The organism is Nocardioides sp. WG-D5 (assembly GCF_054031175.1).
On sequence record NZ_CM132928.1, the window covers coordinates 610,986 to 632,494 of the forward strand.

Here is a 21,509-nt window from a genome sequence, read left to right on the forward strand (position 1 = left end):
GTCAGACTCCTGCCGTGACGTACTTCTCGTAGCCGTTGGCCTCCAGCTCCTCGGCGAGCTCGGGGCCACCCGACTCCGCGATCCGGCCGGCGACGAAGACGTGCACCTGGTCGGGCTTCACGTAGCGCAGGATGCGGGTGTAGTGGGTGATCAGCAGGACCGACTTGGCCTCGCGGGCACGGAAGTCGTTGATGCCCTCTGAGACCACCTTGAGCGCGTCGATGTCGAGGCCGGAGTCGATCTCGTCGAGCAGCGCGAAGGCCGGGTCGAGGATGTCGAGCTGGGCGATCTCGTGGCGCTTCTTCTCACCACCGGAGAAGCCCTCGTTCACCGAACGCTGGGAGAAGGACGGGTCCAGGTGCATCTTGTCCATCGCACCGTTGACGTCCTTGACCCAGGTACGCAGCTTGGGGGCCTCGCCGTCCAACGCCGTCTTCGCGGTGCGCAGGAAGTTGGCCACGCTGACGCCGGGGACCTCGACGGGGTACTGCATCGCGAGGAAGAGACCAGCCTTGGCGCGCTCGTCGACCGACATCTCCAGGACGTTCTCACCGTCGAGGGTGACGGTGCCGCCGGTGATGGTGTACTTCGGGTGGCCGGCGATCGAGTAGGCAAGGGTCGACTTGCCCGAGCCGTTGGGGCCCATGATCGCGTGGGTCTCGCCCGAGTTGATGGTCAGCGTGACGCCCTTGAGGATCTCCTTGGGACCGTCCTCGGTCTCGACAGAGACCTGCAGGTCCTTGATCTCCAGCGTGCTCATGCGTTGTCCTTCGTGATAAGCGTGTTGATGTTCTTGGCGAGCTCGGCCTCGACCGTGCCGGTCAGCTTCTCCTCGAGCTCGGGGACGCCGATCTGGCGGATCAGGTCGTTGAAGAAGCCGTGCACGACCAGGCGCTTGGCCTCGGTCTCGGAGATGCCGCGGCTCTGCAGGTAGAAGAGCTGCTCGTCGTCGAAACGGCCGATCGCCGACGCGTGACCCGCGCCCTCGATCTCGCCGGTCTCGATCTCCAGGTTGGGCACGGAGTCGGCCCAGGCACCGTCGGTGAGGATGAGGTTGCGGTTCTCCTCGTAGGTCTCGATGCCCTCGGCCTCCTTGCGGATCAGCACGTTGCCGATCCAGACCGCGTGGGCCTTCTCGCCCTGCAGCGCGCCCTTGTAGACCACGTGGGACTTGGTCTTCGGGGCGGTGTGGTCGACGAAGAGGCGGTGCTCGATGTGCTGGCCCTCGTCGGCGAAGTAGAGGCCGAGCGACTCCACGGAGCCGCCGGGGCCGGCGTACTCCGCCGAGAAGTCGTGACGCACGACATCGCCGCCGAAGCTCACCGAGACGTGCTTGAGGTTGGCGTCGCGGCCCACCTTGGCGTGCTGGGTGGAGAGGTGGACGGCGTCGTCGGCCCAGTCCTGGACCGAGACGACGGTGAGGTCGGCGCCGTCCTCGACGACGATCTCGATGTTGTCGGCGACGACGGCCGAGCCCTCGAAGACCAGCACGACGGTCGCCTTGGCGAACTTCTCCGCGACGATCACCGCGTGACCGGCGCCGGCCGTCTCCGAGCCGGTGCCGTGGTGACGGATCACGGTCGCACCCTCGATCACGGTGTCGGTCGGGATCCGCACGACGGTCGCGCCGGTGCTGGCCGCCCAGGCCCGCGCCGAGACGCGGTCGGTCGGGACCAGACCCGAGGAGCCGCGTACGGCATCGTCGGCCGCCACGGTCTCGACGGTCACGCCTGCGGCCGCCTCGACCTCCACCTTGGTCGCACCGTCGGCGAACGGCGCCGAGTCGTGGATGCCCTTGAGCCGCTTGAGCGGAGTGAACCGCCAGATCTCCTCGCGACCCTTCGGCACCTCGTGCGCCTCGACGTCGAAAGAGCCTTCGGGGTGGAGGTGGGACTCGACCTTGCCGAGCTCCAGGGCCTCCTGCACAGCTGCGGTCATCAGCCGACCGCTCCTTCCATCTGCAGTTCGATCAGGCGGTTGAGCTCGAGGGCGTACTCCATCGGGAGCTCCTTGGCGATCGGCTCGACGAAGCCGCGCACGATCATCGCCATCGCCTCGTCCTCGGCCATGCCGCGGGACATCAGGTAGAACAGCTGGTCGTCGGAGACCTTCGAGACCGACGCCTCGTGGCCCATCGACACGTCGTCCTCGCGGATGTCGACGTAGGGGTAGGTGTCCGAGCGGCTGATCTGGTCGACGAGCAGCGCGTCGCACAGCACGTTGGACTTGGAGCCGTGGGCGCCCTCGTTGACCTGGATCAGGCCACGGTAGGAGGTGCGGCCACCACCGCGGGCCACCGACTTCGAGAGGATGCTCGAGGAGGTGTTGGGGGCGGCGTGCACCATCTTGGCGCCCGCGTCCTGGTGCTGGCCCTCGCCGGCGAACGCGATCGAGAGGGTCTCGCCCTTGGCGTGCTCACCCATCAGGTAGACCGCCGGGTACTTCATGGTCACCTTGGAGCCGATGTTGCCGTCGACCCACTCCATGGTCGCGCCCTCCTCGCAGACGGCGCGCTTGGTGACCAGGTTGTAGACGTTGTTGGACCAGTTCTGGATGGTCGTGTAGCGAACGCGGGCGTTCTTCTTCACGATGATCTCGACGACCGCGGAGTGCAGCGAGTCGGACTGGTAGATCGGGGCGGTGCAGCCCTCGACGTAGTGAACGTAGGAGCCCTCGTCGGCGATGATCAGGGTGCGCTCGAACTGGCCCATGTTCTCGGTGTTGATCCGGAAGTAGGCCTGCAGCGGGATGTCGACGTGGACACCCTTCGGCACGTAGATGAAGGAGCCGCCCGACCACACGGCGGTGTTCAGCGCGGCGAACTTGTTGTCGCCGACCGGGATCACCGTGCCGAAGTACTCCTGGAAGATCTCCGGGTGCTCCTTGAGCGCGGTGTCGGTGTCGAGGAAGAGCACGCCCTGCTGCTCCAGGTCCTCACGGATCTGGTGGTAGACGACCTCGGACTCGTACTGCGCGGCGACACCGGCGACCAGGCGCTGCTTCTCCGCCTCCGGGATTCCGAGCTTGTCGTAGGTGTTCTTGATGTCCTCGGGCAGGTCCTCCCAGCTGGTGGCCTGCTTCTCGGTGGACCGCACGAAGTACTTGATGTTGTCGAAGTCGATGTCCGAGAGGTCCGAGCCCCACGTGGGCATCGGCTTGCGGCCGAAGAGCTTGAGACCCTTCAGGCGCAGGTCGAGCATCCACTGCGGCTCCGACTTCTTGCCGGAGATGTCGCGCACGACGGCGTCGTTGAGACCACGCTGCGCGGCGGCACCGGCGACGTCGGGGTCGGCCCAGCCGAACTCGTACTTCCCGATGCCCTTCAGCTCGGGGTTGAGCTCCTCGATGGAGGTCATGTCGTGACCTGCTCCTTCTTCTTCGAAACTTCACCGGACCCGGAGGACCCGGGAGGGATGTGCGTCGTGCAGACACCGTCACCGTGGGCGATGGTGGCCAAGCGTTGTACGTGGGTGCCGAGCAGCTTCGCGATCGCCTCCGTCTCCGCCTCGCAGAGCTCGGGGAACTCCTGGGCGACGTGGGCGACCGGGCAATGCTGCTGACACAGCTGCTCACCCGCGTCATGACCGTTGATCAACGGCAGCTCCCTGACGGAGGCCGCGTAACCGTTGGCCGTGAACACGTTCGCAAGCACCTGAGCGGGGCTGAGGTCCGTCTCGCCTGCGGCGATCCGGTCCAGTCCCTCCTTGATGAACGCCGCGCGGCGCTCCGCGAATTCCCGCACCGCCTCCTCGCCGGCCACCTCGGAGAGGAACCGGAGCGCCTCGACGGCCAGGTCGTCGTACTTCTTCTCGAAGCCGTCGCGACCCTGGTCGGTGAGCGCGAAGACCTTGGCCGGGCGCCCCCGGCCACGCGTCGACGCGGTGCGCGGCTCACGCTGCTCCACCGCCTCCTCCTCGGCCAGGGCGTCCAGGTGGCGCCTGACCGCGGCCGGGGTGAGGTCGAGCCTCTTGGCCAGCGTCGCAGCCGTCTGCGGACCGTCGACGAGCAGCGACCGAGCCACCCGCTGGCGGGTGCTCTCCTCGCTGGTCTCTGCGGGCTGCAGAGTGGTCTCGTCGAATTTCACAACACCATTGTGACGTTATTCCCCCGAGCGATTCAACGAAGGCAACCCTTACCTGCCCGCCGGGACGGTGAGGACGTGTCGTACGTCACGACGACGGCCGCTCAGCCGCTCAGCCGCTCAGCCGCGAATCGCTGATCAGCCCGTCGGCATCCCGTCCAGGGTCGGGGAGACGAGGGCCGCGACGCCGACGTAGACGGCATCGGGCGGCAGCCAACGGGTGCCGCGGTCGGAGCGCAGGACCGCACGACCGCGTTCGAGGTCGAAGATGCCGACCCGGGTGCGGCCACCGGAACGCACGACCGCCACCTCTCCGCGCCTGGGCCGGCGGGGGTTGATCACCAGGTCGGAGCCGGGCGGCAGCCCGCGCGAGGTGAGGTGGGCACCGACGAGACGATGGACCTGCGCTCCGTCTTCCGGCGCAGGCGCAGGCGAGCGCTTCGCGGGCGCCGGCACCGCATCGGGAGCGATGTCGAACGGCAGTGGTACGTCACGTCGGGACGCGCCGCCAGTCGATCTCATGTTCGAAAGCGTACCGGTCGGCGACGGCACAGGGAACCGTCCAGGCGCCGGTCGGAGAGACTGTGTCCCATGACCGTCAACGACCCCACCGACTGGGAGAGCGCGTACGTCCGTGGCACGACAGCCTGGGACCTCGGCGCTCCCCTGGCCTACATCGAGGAGGACGCGGCGCTGTTCGGCGAGCCCGGCACCGCCTTCGCGCCCGGCGCCGGTCGCGGGCACGATGCGGCGGGGCTGGCGGCTGCCGGATGGCGTACGACGGTCGTCGACCTCTCCCCCACGGCGGCCGCCTACGCAGCAGAGCACTACCCGGACCTCACCTACGTGGTCGGCGACGCCCTCGACATCGACGTCGTCCTGGAGGCGACCGGCGGGCCGGTCGACCTGATGTGGGACCACACCTTCTTCTGCGCGCTGCCGCCCGCCTGGCGCGGCCGCGTCGGTGACCTGGCCCGCGCGGTCGTGCGCCCCGGCGGGCGAGTGGCCTCGGGGGTCTTCCCCGTCGACCGCCCGAGCGAGGAGGCAGGCCCGCCCTGGACCTACGTCGCCGAGGACATGACCCGCGCCCTCGGCCCCGGCTTCGACCTGGTCCACCTCTCCGAGCCGCGTCGGCTGAACCCGCGGCTGCCGTGGAGCCACCGCCTCGGGATCTGGCAGCGCCGCTGAACCCGCTCAGGCCAGACGCGCCGGAAAGCCGCCGGTGGCGACGGGACCCCAGCGCTTCGGGGTGATCCGGAGGAGGGACTTGCCCTGGTCGACCATGGCCTGGCGGTACTCGTCCCAGTCGGAGTGCTCGCCGGAGATGTTGCGGAAGTAGGTGACGAAGGCGTCCAGGGCGTCGTCGCCCGAGCTCGCGTCGAGGACCTCGGCCTCGCCGTCGACCTGGACCCAGGCGCCGTCCCACTCCTCGGAGAGGACCATGACGCTGACCTGCGGACGTCTGCGGGCGTTGCGGGTCTTGGCCCGCTCGGGGTAGGTCGCGATGACGATCCGGCCGTCGTCGTCGACGCCCCCGGTGACCGGGGAGAGCTGCGGGGACCCGTCGGCTCGGCTGGTCACCAGGATCATCTGGTGGCGGGGACGTACGAACTCCAGGAGCCCCTCGAGATCAACGGTCGTGTTCGTCGCGATCGTGCGTGCCATGGTCCCCAGCCTGCCAGGTGAACCCGTCCGGGTCGGTGAAGGCCTCGCTGCCGCCGCCCAGGACGATGCCGTACGCAGCGTCCGGGTCGAGCGCGACACCGGTCTCCTTCTCCAGGGCGTGCCGGGGGTAGATCGCGAGCTGGACGGCTCCGGGGGCGGCCTCGAACTCGGCGTACTTGCCGCCGAAGCTCCGCTTCACACCTAGCCCGCGCTCGGCGTAGAACCTCTTGCTCGCCTTGACGTCGGCGACCCCGAGGAGCAGGACGATGTCGTCGATCTCCCGGGTGGCCGGGCCGCGGTCCTTCTTGGCGGAGGTCGCGACCTTCCAGATCGAGCCGTCGGGGGCCTGGACGATGCCGCCGTAGCCCCAGAAGGACTTCTCGACCGGCTTGAGCGAGGTGGCACCGGCGGCGAGCGCCGAGTCGACGAGGCTGTCGACCGTCGAGGGCTGACTGACGACCAGCGAGATGGTGAACGGCCGGCCGGGGCCGGTGCCGGGGCCCTGGCGTACGGAGATCTGGTCGGTCAGGCCGAAGGCCTTCTCGTAGAACGCGCGGGCGTCCGTGGTGTCGGTGGCGTCGAGGGTGATGGTCTGAAGAGTGAACATGCCTTGACCCTAGGAATCCCGGGGCCGACCGGGCTTCTCGATTCCTGACCGGCTTGGTTGTTGCTCTTCTGAGCAGAAATTGTTTCTGAGACACCGCGTCATGGCCCCGGGGGCATCGCGTCTCATCCCCGCGTTGGCCGTCCTTCGGTGGGAGTTGGGCGGCCAACGTCCTGACAGACAGCTAAGAATCCACCGGATCGCAGCCACGCGATTGGGCCGCTGGCGTGCGCCTTCTTAGACTGCCGCCGTGGAATCTTCCGTCGCCCGGCCTGCTGTCGAGGTCCGCGACCTGCGCATGAGCTACGGCGACAAGACGGCCGTCGACGGACTCACGCTGAGCGTCGCGGAGGGCTCGATCACGGCCGTGCTCGGCCCGAACGGAGCCGGGAAGACGACCACCCTGGAGACGTGCGAGGGCTATCGCAAGCCCCAGCAGGGCACGGTGCGCGTGCTCGGGCTCGACCCGATCGCCGACCGCAAGCAGCTGCTCCCCCGGATCGGGGTGATGCTGCAGGGGCAGGGCGCCTGGAGCGGCGTACGCGCCATGGAGATGCTCAAGCACATCGCCCGGCTGCACGCGCACCCGCTCGACGTCGACTACCTGGCGGAGCGGCTCGGCCTGGGCGAGTGCGGTCGCACCCCCTACCGGCGGCTCTCCGGCGGACAGCAGCAGCGGCTCGGCCTGGCGATGGCGCTGGTGGGCCGCCCGGAGCTGGTCTTCGTGGACGAGCCGACCGCGGGGATGGACCCGCAGGGGCGGCGTACGACCTGGGAGCTGCTGCGCGAGCTGCGCGCCGACGGCGTCACCGTCGTGCTGACCACCCACTACCTGGAGGAGGCCGAGGAGCTGGCCGACCAGGTGCACATCATCGATCGCGGCCGGATGATCGCCTCGGGGACCCCGCTGGAGCTCACCCGCGGCGGCGCGACCGCGACCGTGCGGCTGGTCGTGACCAAGCCGTTCCCGCCCGGTGCCCGTGAGTCCCTGCGCAAGGCGCTCGGCGAGGACACCGAGGTCGTCCTGCTCGACGAGCGTTCGATGCGGGTCACCGGCAAGGCCGACCCGACCACGCTCGCCAAGGTGAGCCGCTGGTGCGAGGAGAACGACGTCCTCCCGGAGTCGCTGACCCTCGGTCGGCGCTCCCTGGAAGATGTCTTCCTCGATCTCACCGGAGAGCTCCATCTCACGGACGGGGTCGAACATGTCTGAGGCAGGCGTCTTCATCCCGAAGCCGGGCGGCGCCCCGATCACCCGGCAGGTGGTCGCGCAGGCGCTGATGGAAGCGAAGCTGATGCTCCGCAACGGCGAGCAGCTCCTCCTGGCCGTCGTGATCCCGGTGATGGTGCTGATCGGCGGCGTCACCGCCGGCAACGCGATCGACCTCGACCTCGGCACCGACCGTGCCCTGGTCGACATCCTGACCCCGGGCGTCCTCGCGCTGGCGATCATGTCCACGAGCTTCACCAGCCTGGCGATCGCGACCGGGTTCGAGCGGCGCTACGGCGTGATCAAGCGGCTCGGCGCCTCACCGCTCCCCCGGATCGGCCTGCTCGCCGGCAAGGTGCTCGCGCTGGGGTGCGTACAGCTCGTGCAGCTCTTCGTCATCGGCGGCGTCGGCCAGATCCTCGGCTGGACCCCGGCCGCGGGCTTCGGCACCGTCCTCGCCTTCTTCCTGGCCATCGCGACGGGCACCCTGGCCTTCGCCTCGCTCGGGCTCTTCGTCGCCGGCGTTCTGCGCGCGGAGGCGACCCTGGCCGCGGCCAACCTCATCTACCTGCTCCTCCTCGCCGGCGGCGCCGTGGTGCTGCCGCTGACCGCCTACGGCGCCTACGGAGACGTCGCCCGCTGGCTGCCCTCGGGCGCGCTGGGAGAGGCGGTACGCACCGCCTTCCTCGACGGCGTCCCAGCCTGGCGGGACCTCGGCGTACTTCTGATCTGGGCCGTTCTCGGCTCAACCCTCACAGCTAGGACCTTCAAGTGGGAATGACATCCACCGAACCCGCCACCGGCCCGGCTCCCTCGGCCAAGGACAAGGTCCTCGCCTGGCTCCGCGCCCACGCGTTCGGTCTGGCCGTCGCCAACCTGGTCGCCAACATCGGGATCGTCGTGACCGGCGCGGTGGTCCGGCTGACCGGCTCCGGCCTCGGCTGTCCGACCTGGCCCAAGTGCACCGAGGAGTCCTACGTGGCTCACGAGGCGCTCGGGATCAACGGGGTCATCGAGTTCGGCAACCGGCTGCTGACCTACGTCCTGGCCGCGATCGCCATCACCGTCGTCGTCGCCGTCTGGAACCGCCGAGGGGTCATCCGCAACCTGGCGATCGTCGTCGCCTGCGGCGTACCGCTCCAAGGGGTCATCGGCGGCATCACGGTGCTCACCGAGCTCAATCCCTACGTCGTCGCGCTCCACCTGCTCGCCTCGATGGCGATGGTCGGCCTGTGCGTCTGGCTCCTCGACGAGCTCCGCTCCCCCGAGCGTGAGGCGGCGCCTCGCAGCGTCCGCATCGCCTCGCTCGTCACCTTCGTCGTCGGCTGGCTCTCGCTCTGGCTCGGCACCGTCGTGACCGGCTCCGGCCCCCACTCCGGCGACCTCGACTCGCGCCGCACCGGCCTCGACCCGGCGCTGATGTCCCACATCCACGCCTACGCCGTCTACGCGCTCATCGCCGCGACCCTGGTCACCCTGTGGCTCGGCCGCAGGCATGCGTACGTCCGTCAGGTCACGATCGTCCTGCTGGTCATCGAGCTCGCCCAGGGCCTGATCGGCTGGGTGCAGTACCTCACCGACCTCCCGGTCGTCCTGGTCGGCTTCCACATGCTCGGCGCCGCCCTGATCTCCGCCGGCCTCGCCCGCGTCCTGGTCTCCACCCGCGCGCACTCCTCCTGATCGCCCCCGCTGGTCGAGCCCGCGAGCGCAAGCGAGCGGTGTCGAGACCAACACAGTCCCCTCATGCGCATGAGGGGACTGTGTTGGTCTCGACACGCCTCCGCCTAGCGGCTCCGGCGGCTCGACCAGCGGGAAACCGTCAGCGCAGGAGCGGGTCTACGGCCAGAGCGACGAAGAGGAGCGACAGGTAGAGGTTGCTCGAGTGGAAGAGCTGCATGGGGCGGATCTTGGTGAGGTCCTCGGTGCCCTTGGCACGCGCGTGCAGCTGGTGGGCCTGGACGAGGAAGACGGCGCCGAGGCCGATGGCGGCGACCGGGTAGAGCCAGCCGGTGGAGGCGACGGGCCACAGCAGCAGCGAGGTGGCGACCATGATCCAGGAGTACGCCACGATCTGGCCGCCGACGTGGCGCGCGGACCGGACCACCGGCAGCATCGGCACGTCGACCTGCGCGTAGTCCTCGCGGTAGCGCAGCGCGAGGGCCCAGGTGTGCGGCGGGGTCCAGAAGAAGACGACCATGAACAGGATCAGCGGCTCCCAGCTCACCGAGTTGGTGACCGCGGTCCAGCCGATCAGGGTCGGGAAGCAGCCCGCGATGCCGCCCCAGACGATGTTCTGCGTGGTGCGCCGCTTGAGCAGCATCGTGTAGACGAAGACGTAGAAGGCGTTGGCGGCCAGCGACAGGCCGGCGGAGAGCCAGTTCACGAAGAACCCGAGCACCAGCACCGACAGCACGGCCAGGACGGAGCCGAAGATCAGGGCCGCCCGCGGGGTGACCACGTGCCGCGGCAGGGCCCGGCGCCGCGTACGCCTCATCTGCTCGTCGATGTCGCGGTCGTAGACGCAGTTGAAGACCGATGCCGAACCGGCCGAGAAGATCCCGCCGACGACAGTGGCCGCGACCAGGCCGACGCCCGGGACACCCTGGGCGGCGAAGAACATCACCGGCACCGTGGTCAGCAGCAGCAGCTCGATCACCCGGGGCTTCGTCAGGGAGACGTACGCCGAGATGACATCGCGCATTGACGCGCGGTCGCTACGCTGGTCGAGGTCGGGGACCGGCTGTTCGACGTGCGTCACTGAGAAGATCCTTCTCGATCGGGTTGAGGCGTCACATGCGGCTCATACAAGCAGTTCACAGCATGCGGCTCGCAGTCTAACCCGGGGCGTGAGTAGGCTCGGATTCGGCAGCCCCCCACGGCCAGCCCAAGAACTTCCCATGTGGACTCCACCGATTTGAAAAGGCACCTCGTGAGCACCAAACCTGTACTCGAGTGGACCGATCTGGACAGCAAGGCCGTGGACACCGTCCGCGTTCTCGCCATGGACTCCGTGCAGAAGGTCGGCAACGGCCACCCTGGCACCGCGATGAGCCTGGCACCGGCGGCGTACCTGCTCTTCCAGAAGGTGATGAAGCACAACCCCGCCGACACCGACTGGCTCGGCCGTGACCGGTTCGTGCTCTCCGTCGGCCACTCCAGCATCACTCTCTACATCCAGCTCTACCTCGGCGGCTTCGGCCTCGAGCTCGGCGACCTGGAGAGCCTGCGCACCTGGGGCTCCCTCACGCCGGGCCACCCCGAGCGCGGCCACACCCGCGGCGTGGAGGTGACCACCGGCCCGCTCGGCCAGGGTGTCGCCAACGCCGTCGGCATCGCGATGGCCCAGCGCCGGCTGAGAGGCCTGCTCGACCCGGACACCCCGGTCGACCAGCCCAGCCCGTTCGACCACAAGACCTACGTCCTGGCCGGTGACGGCGACCTGCAGGAGGGCGTGAGCGGCGAGGCCAGCTCGATCGCCGGCACGCAGAAGCTCGGCAACCTGACGATGATCTACGACGCCAACCGGATCTCGATCGAGGGCGACACCAACGTCGCGTTCACCGAGGACGTCGCCGCCCGCTACCGGGCCTACGGCTGGCACGTCCAGGAGGTCGACTGGACCCACGACGGCACCGGCTACTCCGAGGACGTCCCGGCGCTCTTCGACGCGATCAACGCCGCCGGCGAGGTCACCGACCAGCCGTCGCTGATCGTGCTGCGTACGATCATCGCCTGGCCGGCTCCCAACGCGCAGAACACCGAGGCCGCGCACGGCTCGGCGCTCGGCGTCGAGGAGGTCGCCGCGACCAAGAAGGTGCTGGGCTTCGACCCGGACAAGACCTTCGACGTCGACCCCGAGGTCCTCGCCCACACCCGCAAGCTCATCGAGCGCGGCGAGAAGGCCGAGGAGGCCTGGCGTGCCGAGGAGGCCGCCTGGGCCGAGGCCAACCCGGAGCGCGCGAAGCTGCTCGAGCGGCTGCAGGCCGGGGAGCTCCCCGACGGCATCGCCGACGCGCTGCCGTTCTTCGAGGCCGACGCCAAGGGCATCGCCACCCGTGCTGCCTCCGGCAAGGTGATCAACGCCCTCGCGCCGGTGCTGCCCGAGCTGTGGGGCGGCTCGGCCGACCTCGCCGGCTCCAACAACACCACGATCTCCGGCGCGCCCAGCTTCGTGCCCGAGGACCGTTCCACCCACGAGTGGAAGGGCGACCCCTACGCCGGCCGCGTGCTCCACTTCGGCATCCGCGAGCACGCCATGGGCGCGATCCTCAACGGCATCGTGGCTCACTCGCCCACCAAGGCCTTCGGCGGCACGTTCTTCCAGTTCTCCGACTACATGCGCGGCGCCGTACGCGTCGGGGCGCTGTCCAAGCTGCCGGTGATCCACGTCTGGACCCACGACTCCATCGGCCTGGGCGAGGACGGCCCGACCCACCAGCCGGTCGAGCACCTCGCCGCGGTCCGGGCCATCCCGGGCCTCGACGTGGTCCGTCCCGCCGACGCCAACGAGACCGCCGCCGCGTGGCTCGAGGTGCTCAAGCACCACGACCGCCCCTCGGCGCTCATCCTGACCCGTCAGGCGCTGCCGACGTTCCCGCGCGGGGTCGATGGCTACGCGACCACCGAGGGTGTGGCGAAGGGTGGCTACGTACTCATCGACTCCCCCACCGGGACCGTCGACGTCGTGCTGCTCGGCACCGGCTCCGAGGTGCAGTACGCCGTCGCCGCCCGCGAGGAGCTGGCGAAGGAGGGCATCGGCGCCCGCGTGGTCTCGCTGCCCTGCCTGGAGTGGTTCGACGCCCAGGACCAGGACTACCGCGACTCGGTGATCCCGCCCGACGTCAAGGCGCGCGTCAGCGTCGAGGCGGGCGTGAAGCAGGGCTGGCGGGAGTACGTCGGCGACGCCGGCCGGATCGTCTCGCTGGAGCACTTCGGTGCCTCGGCGTCCGGGTCGCTGCTGTTCAAGGAGTACGGCTTCACCCCCGAGGCGGTCGTCACGGCCGCCAAGGAGAGCCTCGCCGCCATCAACAAGGGAGCATGAAATATGTCTGACCGTCTCAAGGCGCTGGCCGAGGCCGGCGTATCCATCTGGCTCGACGACCTCTCCCGTGAGCGCATCGAGACCGGCAACCTCGCCGAGCTCGTCAAGGAGAAGTCCGTCGTCGGGGTGACCACCAACCCGACCATCTTCGCCGCCGCGATCGCCAACGGCGAGCGCTACGACGAGCAGCTCCGCTCGCTCGTGGCCGAGGGCAAGAACGTCGACGAGATCATCTTCGGCCTCACCACCCGGGACGTACGCAACGCCTGCGACATCCTCGCCCCGGTCGCCGAGGCGACCAAGGACGACGGCCGGGTCTCGATCGAGGTCGAGCCGACGCTGGCCAACGACACCGACGCGACCATCGCCTCCGCGAAGGCGCTGTGGGCCGAGGTCGACCGCCCGAACGCGCTGATCAAGATCCCGGCGACCCTCGAGGGCCTCCCGGCGATCACCGCGGTGATCGCCGAGGGCATCTCGGTCAACGTGACCCTGATCTTCTCGGTCGAGCGCTACCGCGCGGTGATGGACGCCTACCTGACCGGTCTGGAGCAGGCCAAGGCGGCCGGCAAGGACCTGTCCACGATCCGCAGCGTCGCCTCGTTCTTCGTCTCCCGCGTGGACAGCGAGATCGACAAGCGGCTCGAGGCCCTCGGCACGCCCGAGGCCAGCGCGCTGCTGGGCAAGGCCGCGGTGGCCAACGCCATCGCTGCGTACGCAGCCTTCGAGGAGGTCCACCAGAGCGAGCGCTGGACCGCGCTGGCCGACGCAGGCGCCAACGCCCAGCGGCCGCTGTGGGCCTCGACCGGCGTCAAGAACCCGGACTACCCGGACACGCTCTACGTCACCGACCTGGTCGTCGCCGACACGGTCAACACCATGCCGGAGAAGACCATGGAGGCCTTCGCCGACCATGGTGAGGTCAAGGGCGACGTCGTCACCGGCAAGGGCGACGAGGCCGCCGCGGTCTTCGAGTCGCTGCGTTCGGTCGGGGTCGACCTCGACGACGTCTTCGAGGTGCTGGAGACCGAGGGCGTGGACAAGTTCAAGGCCTCCTGGGTCGAGCTCGTCGACACCGTGAAGGGCCAGATCGAGGCGGTGAAGTAGTGAGCGGAGGCCCGGTCGACGCCACGACGACGGACGCTTGGAAGGCACTCACCGAGAGACGGACCGGCTTCGAGCCCGACCTGCGCTCGTGGTTCGCCGACGATCCCGGCCGGGCCTCACGCTTCACCTTCGAGGCGGCCGACCTCCACGTCGACCTCTCCAAGAACCTCCTCACCGACGAACTCCTGGCCGACCTGCTGGCGCTGGCCGAGCAGGTCGGCCTGGAGGCGCGGCGTGACGCGATGCTCGCCGGCGAGCACATCAACGTCACCGAGGACCGCGCGGTGCTCCACACCGCCCTGCGGCTTCCCGCCGACGCGTCCCTGACCGTCGACGGCACCGACGTGGTGCCTGCGGTCCACGAGACCCTGAAGAAGGTCTACGCCTTCGCCGACCGGGTCCGGTCCGGGGAGTGGAAGGGCGTCACCGGCGAGCGGATCCGCACGGTCGTCAACATCGGCATCGGCGGCTCCGACCTCGGCCCGGTGATGGCCTACGAGGCGCTGGAGCCGTTCCGCCACCCGGAGATCGAGTGCCGGTTCATCTCCAACATCGACCCCACCGACGCGGGCATGAAGCTCAAGGGGCTCGATCCGGAGACGACGCTGTTCATCGTCTCCTCGAAGACCTTCTCGACACTGGAGACGCTCACCAACGCCCGCCTGGCGCGCTCGTGGCTGCTCGACGCTCTCGGCGACGACGTGGACGCCGCCGACGCGGTGAAGAAGCACTTCGTCGCCGTCTCCACGGCGCTGGACAAGGTCGCGAACTTCGGGATCGACCCGGAGAACGCCTTCGGCTTCTGGGACTGGGTCGGCGGCCGCTACTCCGTCGACTCCGCCATCGGCACCTCACTGGCGATCGCCGTCGGGCCGGAGGCCTTCGCCGAGTTCCTCGGTGGGTTCCACGCGATCGACGAGCACTTCCGCACGGCTCCGCTCGAGCGGAACGTGCCGGCGCTGATGGGTCTCCTGAACGTCTGGTACGTCAACTTCTTCGACGCCCAGACCCATGCCGTGCTGCCCTACTCCCAGCTGCTGCACCGGTTCCCTGCGTACCTGCAGCAGCTGACGATGGAGTCCAACGGCAAGTCGGTGCGCTGGGACGGCACCGCGGTGACCTCCGCGACCGGTGAGGTCTTCTGGGGCGAGCCCGGCACCAACGGCCAGCACGCGTTCTACCAGCTGATCCACCAGGGCACCCGGGTCATCCCGGCCGACTTCATCGCGTTCGCCAACCCCGCCTATCCCCTCGCGGACGGCGACATCGACGTGCACGAGCTGTTCCTGGCCAACTTCTTCGCCCAGACCCAGGCGCTGGCCTTCGGCAAGACGGCCGAGCAGGTGCGCGCCGAGGGCACGGCGGAGAGCATCGTCAACGCGCGGGTCTTCTCCGGAAACCGGCCGACCACCTCGATCATGGCTCCGTCGCTGACCCCCGGTGTGCTGGGTCAGCTGATCGCCCTCTACGAGCACATCACCTTCACCCAGGGTGTGGTGTGGGGCATCGACTCCTTCGACCAGTGGGGAGTCGAGCTCGGCAAGCAGCTCGCCCTGCAGATCAGCCCGGCCGTCTCCGGTGACACGAAGACCGCCGAGCAGCAGGACACCTCCACCCAGTCCCTCATCGCCTACTACAGAGAGAAGCGAGCGTGACGACCCGCGACGGTCATCCCGAGTCACTCATCGAGGTCCACGACACCGCCGAGGCGCTGGCCTCGGCGGTGGCCGGGGAGTTCCTCAGTCGCCTGGCCGACCTGCAGGCCGCCGGCGACGTACCCACCATCGGCCTCACCGGCGGCACCATCGCCGAGGCCATCCACCGTGAGATCGCGCGTCTGGCTCCCGAGTCGGGCGTCGACTGGGGCGCGGTCGAGTTCTTCTTCGGCGACGAGCGCTACGTCGCCGCCGACTCCCCCGACCGCAACGCCGGCCAGGCTCGCGCCGCGTTCCTGACCGAGGTCGGGGTCCCGGACCACCGCATCCACGAGATGCCCGCCACCGACTCCGGCCTGAGCGTCGACGAGGCTGCGGCGCAGTTCTCCGAGGACGTACGCAGCCACGGCTCGGGCGGCTTCGACATCCTGATGCTCGGCGTCGGCCCCGACGGCCACATCGCCTCCCTCTTCCCCGGCTTCCCGCAGCTCGAGGCGAAGGACGCGATCGCCGTCGGCGTGACCGGCTCGCCCAAGCCCCCGCCGGAGCGGATCACCTTCACCTTCGAGGCCCTGCGACGGTCCTCGACCGTCTGGTTCCTGGTCAGCGGCGAAGGCAAGGCCGAGGCGGTGGCCAAGGCCCACGCCGGCGCCCCGATCAGCGAGATCCCCGCCACCGGAGTCATCGGCACCAACGAGACGATCTGGTTCTTGGACCGCGCGGCCGCGTCCAAGCTCTGACCCCCTCCCGACTCGGCGCGACTGTCCCACCCGGAAGCGCCGAGTCGGCGCAAATGTCTCGGGAACTCCGTTACCCAGGTTGCTAACGGCAGGTAAATCTTTCCCGCAGCGGGTTCCCCGACCACCTGCCGACTGCCACCATCCGAGCATGTCCTTCAGCGCCTCTCGGCGGCTGCGCCTCACCCTGGCCAGCCTCGTTGCCCTCGCCCTGGCGAGCTTCATGGCGGTCGTCATCACGACCGCCCCGGCCCAGGCGGCCACGATCACCGTATCCACGGCGATCGCGACCCAGAACGGCTCGACGGCCACGGTGCGCGGCTACGTCGTCGGCCAGCCCACCGCGACCAACACCGTCGTGACCAGCAACTATCCCAACGACTACGCCCTCGCGATCGCCGACTCGGCCGCGGAGACCAGCACGTCGAGGATGCTCTACGTGCAGATCCCCGACGCCTTCCGCAGCTCGTGGGGCCTGCGGTCCAACCCGACCCTGAAGGGCCGCCAGATCGATGTCACCGGCACCCTGACGGCGTACTTCTCCCACCCCGGGCACAAGAACGCCACCGCCTTCGCGTTCGCCGGGTCCACGCCGACCCCGACGCCCACCCCGACCACCAGCCCCACCCCGGACCCGAACATCCCGGCGGGCTACTACGACTCCGCCGCGGGCCTGTCCGGCTCGGCGCTGAAGTCGGCGCTGCACAACATCATCGACGGGCACACCACGATGACCTACAGCGCGGTGTGGGAGGCGCTGAAGGTGCTCGACCAGGACCCGAACAACTCCGCGAACGTGATCGAGTTCTACTCCGGGGTCTCCACCCCGAAGACCAACAACGGCGGCGACGCGAACAACTGGAACCGCGAGCACACCTGGCCGCAGAGCCACGGTGACTTCGGCACCAGCAACGGCCCCGGCACCGACGTGCACCACCTGCGACCCGAGGACGTCACCGTCAACTCCACCCGGGGGAACAAGGACTTCGATCTCGGCGGCTCGGCCGTCGCGGAGTGCAGCGACTGCTGGACCGACGCCGACTCCTTCGAGCCCCGCGACAGCGTGAAGGGCGACCTGGCCCGCGGCATCCTCTACATGGCCGTTCGCTACAACGGCGACGACGGCTTCGCCGACCTGGAGGTCAACAACTCAGTCAACGGCGCGACCAGCTACCTCGGCAAGGTCTGCGTCCTCCTGGCCTGGCACAGCGCTGACCCCGTCACCACCGCCGAGCAGGCGCGCAACAACAAGATCTACTCGACCTACCAGCACAACCGGAACCCGTTCATCGACCACCCGGAGTACGCCGAGTCCATCTTCGGCGCCACCTGCTGACCCGCCCCGCCGAGTCGGCCCGTCTGTCCCACGCAGAAGCGCCGACTCGGCGCATCAGTCCCGCTCGAACGACGCGAGTCGGCGCGTCAGCCCCACGTTGTCCACAGACTTTTCCACAGCCCGCCGATGTGCGGTGGCGGCGCCGGCGACGGGCTCCCAGACTCTCCGGCATGGACATCTACGAGATGCTGTTCAACGGAAGCCTCGGGAGCACCTTCCCGTTGCCGGCGACCGAGCCGTTCACCTTCAAGATGGCCCGCGAAGCCGGGATCTCGCGGAGGCGGCTCGGCACGCTTCTCGAGACGGGCCTCGTACGCCGCCCCATCAAGGGCGTATATCTGGCCACCGAGGCGGGCGACTCCCTGGCCGTCCGCGCCGCATGCTTGAGACTGGTCGCGCCCGCCGACTGCATCGTCGTCGACCGACATGCCGGCTGGCTCCTCGGCGCCGAGATGATCCTCGCCCCCGGCGAGCACATCAGCCTTCGCCCGCTCTCGTTCTTCCGCCCGGCCGGCCGCGGCCGTCTCCGCAACGACATCGCGAGCAGCGGCGAGCGCACCGTGGCGGACAGCGAGACCGTCGAGATCGGTGGCCTGAGGGTGACCAGTGCGCTGCGTACGGCCTGGGATCTCGGGCGCGTCCGCTGGCCTGACGAGGCGATCGCCGGAGTCTCGATGATGCATCGGCTCGGTGCGTACGATCCTGAGGAGTTCATCGAGGGGATCGAACAGTTCCGCGGTCAGCGGTGGGTCACGACACTTCGAGAGATCGGCCCGCTGGCGGACGGCAGGTTCGAGTCGCCGCCCGAAGCGGTGCTGGGTCTGCGCTGCCATCGAGCGCGGTTTCCCATGACGCCGCAGGTCGAGGTCTCCACCGCGACCGGGGAGTTCGTCGCCCGTCTCGATCTGGGCAACGAGGACCTTCTCGCCGCCGTCGAGTACGACGGCGCGGAGTGGCACTCCTCCCCCGGCCAGCAGCTACGCGACCGGGAACGGCGCCTGGAGGTATACCGCGAAGGATGGCTGGTCGAGGCGTTCACGAAGAACGATCTCTTCACACGTACCGGAGACGCAGACGTACGCATCCGGCAACTGCACCATCGGGCGCTCCGCCGACGCGGTGGACGGCTGGCGAGCTGAACGGGACAGTTGCGCCGACTCGTTCGCTTCAGACGGGACAGACGAGCCGACTCACGCGTCTGCAGCGGGACAAATGCGCCGAGTCGGCGCCTCTGCTTGGAGCAGATGCGCCGACTCGGCGGGTGTTTCAGAAGATGATCTCGCCGGACTTGCGACGGGAGCGGAGCAGGGCGATGGCCTCCTCCAGGATGTCCTCGGCCTCGGCGTCGGAGCGGCGCTCCTTCACGTAGGCGAGGTGCGTCTTGTAAGGCTCGATCTTCGGCGCCGGGGGCGCATTCTCCTCGTCGAGACCCGCGGGCAGCCCGCACTTGGGGCAGTCCCAGGAGTCCGGCGGCGTCGCCTCGACGGCGAAGGTGATGACCGAGCGATGTGCGTTGGCGCAGAAGTAGGTGACGGCCTTTCGTGGCGCAGCTTCGCCGCGCTCCGCCTCACCCATCGGCCCAGCACCGACCCGGGAGCCCCGAATCGCGTTCCCTCCACCTGCCATGGTGCTGCGGTGTCCTCTCTCAACTTAAAGTTCGCAGCCCCGAGAGGCCACTTTGGGGGATCGGACGGCAAAATCTCCGTCCAGCGTCGATGAGTTTAGACGCTATCGCGCGTGCGCTGAAGGGGAATGTTTCAGTAGGCCATCAGCAGGCCGAGCGCGATCACACAGGCGAACCAGATCACGCCGATACCGATGGTCAGCCGGTCGAGGTTGCGCTCGACGACCGAGGATCCACCCAGCGAGCTCGAGACGCCACCGCCGAACATGTCGGAGAGTCCGCCACCGCGGCCCTTGTGGAGCAGCACGAGCAGGATCATCAGCGCGCTCGCGATGACCAGGATGATGGTGAAGAGAAGTTCCACGTCTGAAATCCTATCTAGAGGCCCTGAAACCTACAGCACCGGTAGGTCGTAGTAGCGCGAGATGGCGGCGAAGTCCTCCACCGAGAGGCTCGCACCGCCGACGAGCGCGCCGTCGACGTCGCTCTCCTGCATCAGGGCGGCCACGTTGTTGGGCTTCACGGAGCCGCCGTAGAGGATGCGTACGCCGCCGGCGATCTCTGCGCCGTAGAGCTTCTCCAGGCGCTCCCGGATGCCGGCGCAGACCTCCTGCGCGTCCTGCGCGGTGGCGGTCTCCCCCGTGCCGATCGCCCAGACCGGCTCGTAGGCGATCACCACCTCGGCGACCTCGGCGTCGGTCAGACCGGCCAGGGAGGCCTCGGCCTGGCCGGTGCAGTGGTCGAGGTGGTTTCCGGCCTGACGGATCTCGAGGCCCTCGCCGACGCAGACGATCGGGGTGATCTTGTGCTTGAGCGCGATCTTGGCCTTCTGCGCGACGATCTCGTCGGTCTCGCCGTAGTGCTCACGACGCTCGGAGTGGCCCACGATCACGTAGGAGCAGCCGAGCTTGGCCAGCATCGAGGCCGAGACCTCGCCGGTGTAGGCGCCGGACTCGTGGGTCGAGACGTTCTGGGCGCCGTAGGTGATCCGCATCTTGTCGCCGTCGACGAGCGTCTGCACCGAGCGGATGTCGGTGAACGGCGGGAAGACCGCCACCTCCACGGCCCCGAAGTCGTGACGCTTGTCGGAGAGCGTCCAGGCCAGCTTCTGGACCAGGACCACCGCTTCCTGGTGGTTGAGGTTCATCTTCCAGTTGCCCGCGATGAGCGGCGTGCGGCCCGCGGCCGCCTTCTTGGCCGCCATCAGCCGAGACCTCCGACGACGGTCGACTCCTCGAGCACCGCGATGCCCGGCAGGGTCTTGCCCTCCAGGTATTCGAGCGAGGCGCCACCACCGGTCGAGATGTGGCCGAACTGCTCGTCGGCGAAGCCGAGCTGGCGGATCGCCGCGGCGGAGTCACCGCCCCCGACGACCGAGAGCCCGTCGACCGTGGTGAGCGCCTGGGCGACCGCACGGGTGCCCTCAGCGAACGCGGCCTGCTCGAAGACGCCCATCGGACCGTTCCAGAAGACCGTCTTGGCGCCGTCGAGGGCGGCCGCGTAGGTCTGGGCGGACTCCGGACCGATGTCGAGCCCGAGGGACTCGGCCGGGATCGCGTTGGCCGCGACGACGCGGGCCGAGGCCTCGTCGCCGAAGGAGTCGGCGACCACGATGTCGGTCGGCAGCAGGATCTCGACGCCGATCTCCTCGGCGCGCTCGAGATAGCCGAGCACGGTGAGGATCTGGTCCTCCTCGAGCAGCGACTGACCGACCTCGTAGCCCTGCGCCTTGAGGAAGGTGAAGACCATGCCGCCGCCGATGAGCAGCTTGTCGGCCTTGCCGAGCAGGTTGTCGATCACGCCGAGCTTGTCGGAGACCTTCGAGCCGCCGAGGACGACCACGTAGGGACGCTCCGGGGTCTCGGTGAGCCGCTTGAGCACCTCGATCTCGGTGGCCACCAGGTCGCCCTGCGCGCTCGGGAGCAGCTTGGCCACGTCGTAGACCGAGGCCTGCTTGCGGTGGACCACGCCGAAGCCGTCGGAGACGAAGGCGTCGGCCAGGGCGGCGAGCTCGGCGGCGAAGGTCGCCCGCTCGATGTCGTCCTTGCTGGTCTCACCGGCGTTGAAGCGTACGTTCTCCAGCAGGGCCACCTGGCCGTCGGCGAGGCCGCCGACGACCGAGCTGGCGGAGTCGCCGACGGTGTCGGTCGCGAAGGCGACCTCGGCACCGAGCAGCTCGCCGAGGCGGGTCGCCACCGGCGCCAGGGAGTAGGCCGGGTCCGGCTCACCCTTCGGACGCCCGAGGTGGGCGACCACGACGACCTTGGCGCCGGCGTCGGCCAGCGCCTTGATCGTGGGCACCGACGCACGGATCCGACCGTCGTCGGTGATCGTGGTGCCTTCCAGCGGGACGTTGAGGTCGGAGCGCACGAGGACTCGCTTGCCCGCGACTCCCTGCTCGATGAGCTGCGTGAGATTCAGAGACATAACGGGCTAGACACTAACCTGT

At 69.0% G+C, this 21,509-nt stretch carries 22 protein-coding genes; 10 read left to right on the plus strand and 12 right to left on the minus strand.

The genetic code is table 11. The annotated features are described in order from the left end of the window. Window position 1: 1 nt before the first annotated feature. The 5 genes from sufC to ACWZJV_RS03060 form a co-directional block, all read right to left on the minus strand. Window positions 2-760 (minus strand): Fe-S cluster assembly ATPase SufC, encoded by a 759-nt coding sequence (gene sufC, locus ACWZJV_RS03040; protein WP_008357128.1) that lies wholly within the window; start codon window positions 758-760, stop codon window positions 2-4. Beyond that, on the minus strand, window positions 757-1,938 hold the full coding sequence (gene sufD / locus ACWZJV_RS03045) for a Fe-S cluster assembly protein SufD (protein ID WP_457180188.1): 1,182 nt from the start codon (window positions 1,936-1,938) through the stop codon (window positions 757-759). The genes sufC and sufD overlap by 4 nt, the downstream gene beginning before the upstream one ends. Continuing rightward, the gene (sufB, locus tag ACWZJV_RS03050; protein ID WP_008357130.1) at window positions 1,938-3,356 is read right to left on the minus strand and encodes a Fe-S cluster assembly protein SufB; all 1,419 of its coding nucleotides are present in this window, start codon (window positions 3,354-3,356) and stop codon (window positions 1,938-1,940) included. Before sufB ends, sufD begins: the two co-directional genes overlap by 1 nt. Next, window positions 3,353-4,084: a helix-turn-helix transcriptional regulator gene (locus tag ACWZJV_RS03055; protein ID WP_008357131.1), complete on the minus strand. Its 732-nt coding sequence runs from the start codon at window positions 4,082-4,084 to the stop codon at window positions 3,353-3,355. The genes sufB and ACWZJV_RS03055 overlap by 4 nt, the downstream gene beginning before the upstream one ends. 135 nt (window positions 4,085-4,219) lie before the next feature. Then, on the minus strand, window positions 4,220-4,603 hold the full coding sequence (locus ACWZJV_RS03060) for a hypothetical protein (RefSeq protein WP_040754980.1): 384 nt from the start codon (window positions 4,601-4,603) through the stop codon (window positions 4,220-4,222). Window positions 4,604-4,672: 69 nt separating this feature from the next. On the opposite strand from ACWZJV_RS03060, the gene ACWZJV_RS03065 reads away from it, so the two are divergent. Next, entirely contained in the window at window positions 4,673-5,269 is a 597-nt protein-coding gene (locus ACWZJV_RS03065) for a methyltransferase domain-containing protein (RefSeq protein ID WP_457180189.1), read from the plus strand. A gap of 6 nt (window positions 5,270-5,275) precedes the next feature. Here ACWZJV_RS03065 and ACWZJV_RS03070 read toward each other — a convergent pair whose 3' ends face one another. Together ACWZJV_RS03070 and ACWZJV_RS03075 are read right to left on the minus strand one after the other, a co-directional pair. After that, entirely contained in the window at window positions 5,276-5,746 is a 471-nt protein-coding gene (locus ACWZJV_RS03070; protein WP_457180190.1) for a PPOX class F420-dependent oxidoreductase, read from the minus strand. After that, window positions 5,712-6,353, minus strand: coding sequence for a glyoxalase (locus ACWZJV_RS03075; RefSeq protein WP_457180191.1), 642 nt, complete (start codon window positions 6,351-6,353; stop codon window positions 5,712-5,714). The genes ACWZJV_RS03070 and ACWZJV_RS03075 overlap by 35 nt, the downstream gene beginning before the upstream one ends. Before the next feature lie 247 nt (window positions 6,354-6,600). On the opposite strand from ACWZJV_RS03075, the gene ACWZJV_RS03080 reads away from it, so the two are divergent. From ACWZJV_RS03080 to ACWZJV_RS03090, 3 genes are read left to right on the plus strand one after another with little or no spacing between them, the layout of a single operon-like run. Continuing rightward, complete coding sequence (locus tag ACWZJV_RS03080) at window positions 6,601-7,563, plus strand: ABC transporter ATP-binding protein (RefSeq protein WP_008357136.1); 963 nt, start codon at window positions 6,601-6,603, stop codon at window positions 7,561-7,563. Continuing rightward, complete coding sequence (locus ACWZJV_RS03085) at window positions 7,556-8,341, plus strand: ABC transporter permease (protein WP_196873761.1); 786 nt, start codon at window positions 7,556-7,558, stop codon at window positions 8,339-8,341. The genes ACWZJV_RS03080 and ACWZJV_RS03085 overlap by 8 nt, the downstream gene beginning before the upstream one ends. Continuing rightward, entirely contained in the window at window positions 8,338-9,240 is a 903-nt protein-coding gene (locus ACWZJV_RS03090) for a COX15/CtaA family protein (protein ID WP_457180192.1), read from the plus strand. Before ACWZJV_RS03085 ends, ACWZJV_RS03090 begins: the two co-directional genes overlap by 4 nt. Window positions 9,241-9,379: 139 nt before the next feature. On the opposite strand, the gene ACWZJV_RS03095 is transcribed toward ACWZJV_RS03090, so the two are convergent. Beyond that, window positions 9,380-10,318 carry a heme o synthase gene (locus tag ACWZJV_RS03095; protein WP_457180193.1) on the minus strand — a complete coding sequence of 313 codons (939 nt, stop codon included), beginning with the start codon at window positions 10,316-10,318 and terminating at the stop codon, window positions 9,380-9,382. 171 nt (window positions 10,319-10,489) lie between these two features. On the opposite strand from ACWZJV_RS03095, the gene tkt reads away from it, so the two are divergent. The 6 genes from tkt to ACWZJV_RS03125 all read left to right on the plus strand — a co-directional run bounded on the left by tkt (window position 10,490) and on the right by ACWZJV_RS03125 (window position 18,575). Then, window positions 10,490-12,601 (plus strand): transketolase, encoded by a 2,112-nt coding sequence (gene tkt, locus ACWZJV_RS03100; RefSeq protein WP_196873759.1) that lies wholly within the window; start codon window positions 10,490-10,492, stop codon window positions 12,599-12,601. 3 nt (window positions 12,602-12,604) lie between these two features. Further along, window positions 12,605-13,708 (plus strand): transaldolase, encoded by a 1,104-nt coding sequence (gene tal, locus ACWZJV_RS03105; protein WP_008357144.1) that lies wholly within the window; start codon window positions 12,605-12,607, stop codon window positions 13,706-13,708. Further along, entirely contained in the window at window positions 13,708-15,363 is a 1,656-nt protein-coding gene (gene pgi, locus ACWZJV_RS03110) for a glucose-6-phosphate isomerase (RefSeq protein ID WP_457180194.1), read from the plus strand. Before tal ends, pgi begins: the two co-directional genes overlap by 1 nt. Continuing rightward, window positions 15,360-16,103, plus strand: a complete 744-nt coding sequence (gene pgl, locus ACWZJV_RS03115) for a 6-phosphogluconolactonase (protein WP_008357147.1) — start codon at window positions 15,360-15,362, stop codon at window positions 16,101-16,103. Before pgi ends, pgl begins: the two co-directional genes overlap by 4 nt. 148 nt (window positions 16,104-16,251) lie before the next feature. After that, window positions 16,252-17,436, plus strand: a complete 1,185-nt coding sequence (locus ACWZJV_RS03120) for an endonuclease (RefSeq protein ID WP_457180195.1) — start codon at window positions 16,252-16,254, stop codon at window positions 17,434-17,436. A 170-nt stretch (window positions 17,437-17,606) separates the two neighbouring features. Continuing rightward, window positions 17,607-18,575: a type IV toxin-antitoxin system AbiEi family antitoxin domain-containing protein gene (locus ACWZJV_RS03125; RefSeq protein ID WP_457180196.1), complete on the plus strand. Its 969-nt coding sequence runs from the start codon at window positions 17,607-17,609 to the stop codon at window positions 18,573-18,575. Window positions 18,576-18,702: 127 nt separating this feature from the next. Here the strand turns inward: ACWZJV_RS03125 and ACWZJV_RS03130 are convergent, their stop codons facing one another. From ACWZJV_RS03130 to ACWZJV_RS03145, 4 genes are all read right to left on the minus strand, one after another. Then, window positions 18,703-19,062 (minus strand): RNA polymerase-binding protein RbpA, encoded by a 360-nt coding sequence (locus ACWZJV_RS03130; RefSeq protein WP_008357153.1) that lies wholly within the window; start codon window positions 19,060-19,062, stop codon window positions 18,703-18,705. A 131-nt stretch (window positions 19,063-19,193) separates the two neighbouring features. Further along, on the minus strand, window positions 19,194-19,424 hold the full coding sequence (secG, locus tag ACWZJV_RS03135; protein ID WP_008357155.1) for a preprotein translocase subunit SecG: 231 nt from the start codon (window positions 19,422-19,424) through the stop codon (window positions 19,194-19,196). 30 nt (window positions 19,425-19,454) lie between these two features. Then, window positions 19,455-20,264: a triose-phosphate isomerase gene (tpiA, locus tag ACWZJV_RS03140; protein ID WP_008357157.1), complete on the minus strand. Its 810-nt coding sequence runs from the start codon at window positions 20,262-20,264 to the stop codon at window positions 19,455-19,457. Next, window positions 20,264-21,487 (minus strand): phosphoglycerate kinase, encoded by a 1,224-nt coding sequence (locus ACWZJV_RS03145; protein ID WP_196873755.1) that lies wholly within the window; start codon window positions 21,485-21,487, stop codon window positions 20,264-20,266. The genes tpiA and ACWZJV_RS03145 overlap by 1 nt, the downstream gene beginning before the upstream one ends. Window positions 21,488-21,509: the final 22 nt, after the last annotated feature.

Coding starts and splice junctions, on each gene's coding strand:
- sufC (WP_008357128.1), bottom strand. CDS start 760: ATGAGCACGCTGGAGATCAAGGACCTGCAGGTCTCTGTCGAGACCGAG.
- sufD (WP_457180188.1), bottom strand. CDS start 1,938: ATGACCGCAGCTGTGCAGGAGGCCCTGGAGCTCGGCAAGGTCGAGTCC.
- sufB (WP_008357130.1), bottom strand. CDS start 3,356: ATGACCTCCATCGAGGAGCTCAACCCCGAGCTGAAGGGCATCGGGAAG.
- ACWZJV_RS03060 (WP_040754980.1), bottom strand. CDS start 4,603: ATGAGATCGACTGGCGGCGCGTCCCGACGTGACGTACCACTGCCGTTC.
- ACWZJV_RS03065 (WP_457180189.1), top strand. CDS start 4,673: ATGACCGTCAACGACCCCACCGACTGGGAGAGCGCGTACGTCCGTGGC.
- ACWZJV_RS03070 (WP_457180190.1), bottom strand. CDS start 5,746: ATGGCACGCACGATCGCGACGAACACGACCGTTGATCTCGAGGGGCTC.
- ACWZJV_RS03075 (WP_457180191.1), bottom strand. CDS start 6,353: ATGTTCACTCTTCAGACCATCACCCTCGACGCCACCGACACCACGGAC.
- ACWZJV_RS03085 (WP_196873761.1), top strand. CDS start 7,556: ATGTCTGAGGCAGGCGTCTTCATCCCGAAGCCGGGCGGCGCCCCGATC.
- ACWZJV_RS03090 (WP_457180192.1), top strand. CDS start 8,338: ATGACATCCACCGAACCCGCCACCGGCCCGGCTCCCTCGGCCAAGGAC.
- tal (WP_008357144.1), top strand. CDS start 12,605: ATGTCTGACCGTCTCAAGGCGCTGGCCGAGGCCGGCGTATCCATCTGG.
- ACWZJV_RS03120 (WP_457180195.1), top strand. CDS start 16,252: ATGTCCTTCAGCGCCTCTCGGCGGCTGCGCCTCACCCTGGCCAGCCTC.
- ACWZJV_RS03125 (WP_457180196.1), top strand. CDS start 17,607: ATGGACATCTACGAGATGCTGTTCAACGGAAGCCTCGGGAGCACCTTC.
- ACWZJV_RS03130 (WP_008357153.1), bottom strand. CDS start 19,062: ATGGCAGGTGGAGGGAACGCGATTCGGGGCTCCCGGGTCGGTGCTGGG.
- tpiA (WP_008357157.1), bottom strand. CDS start 20,264: ATGGCGGCCAAGAAGGCGGCCGCGGGCCGCACGCCGCTCATCGCGGGC.
- ACWZJV_RS03145 (WP_196873755.1), bottom strand. CDS start 21,487: ATGTCTCTGAATCTCACGCAGCTCATCGAGCAGGGAGTCGCGGGCAAG.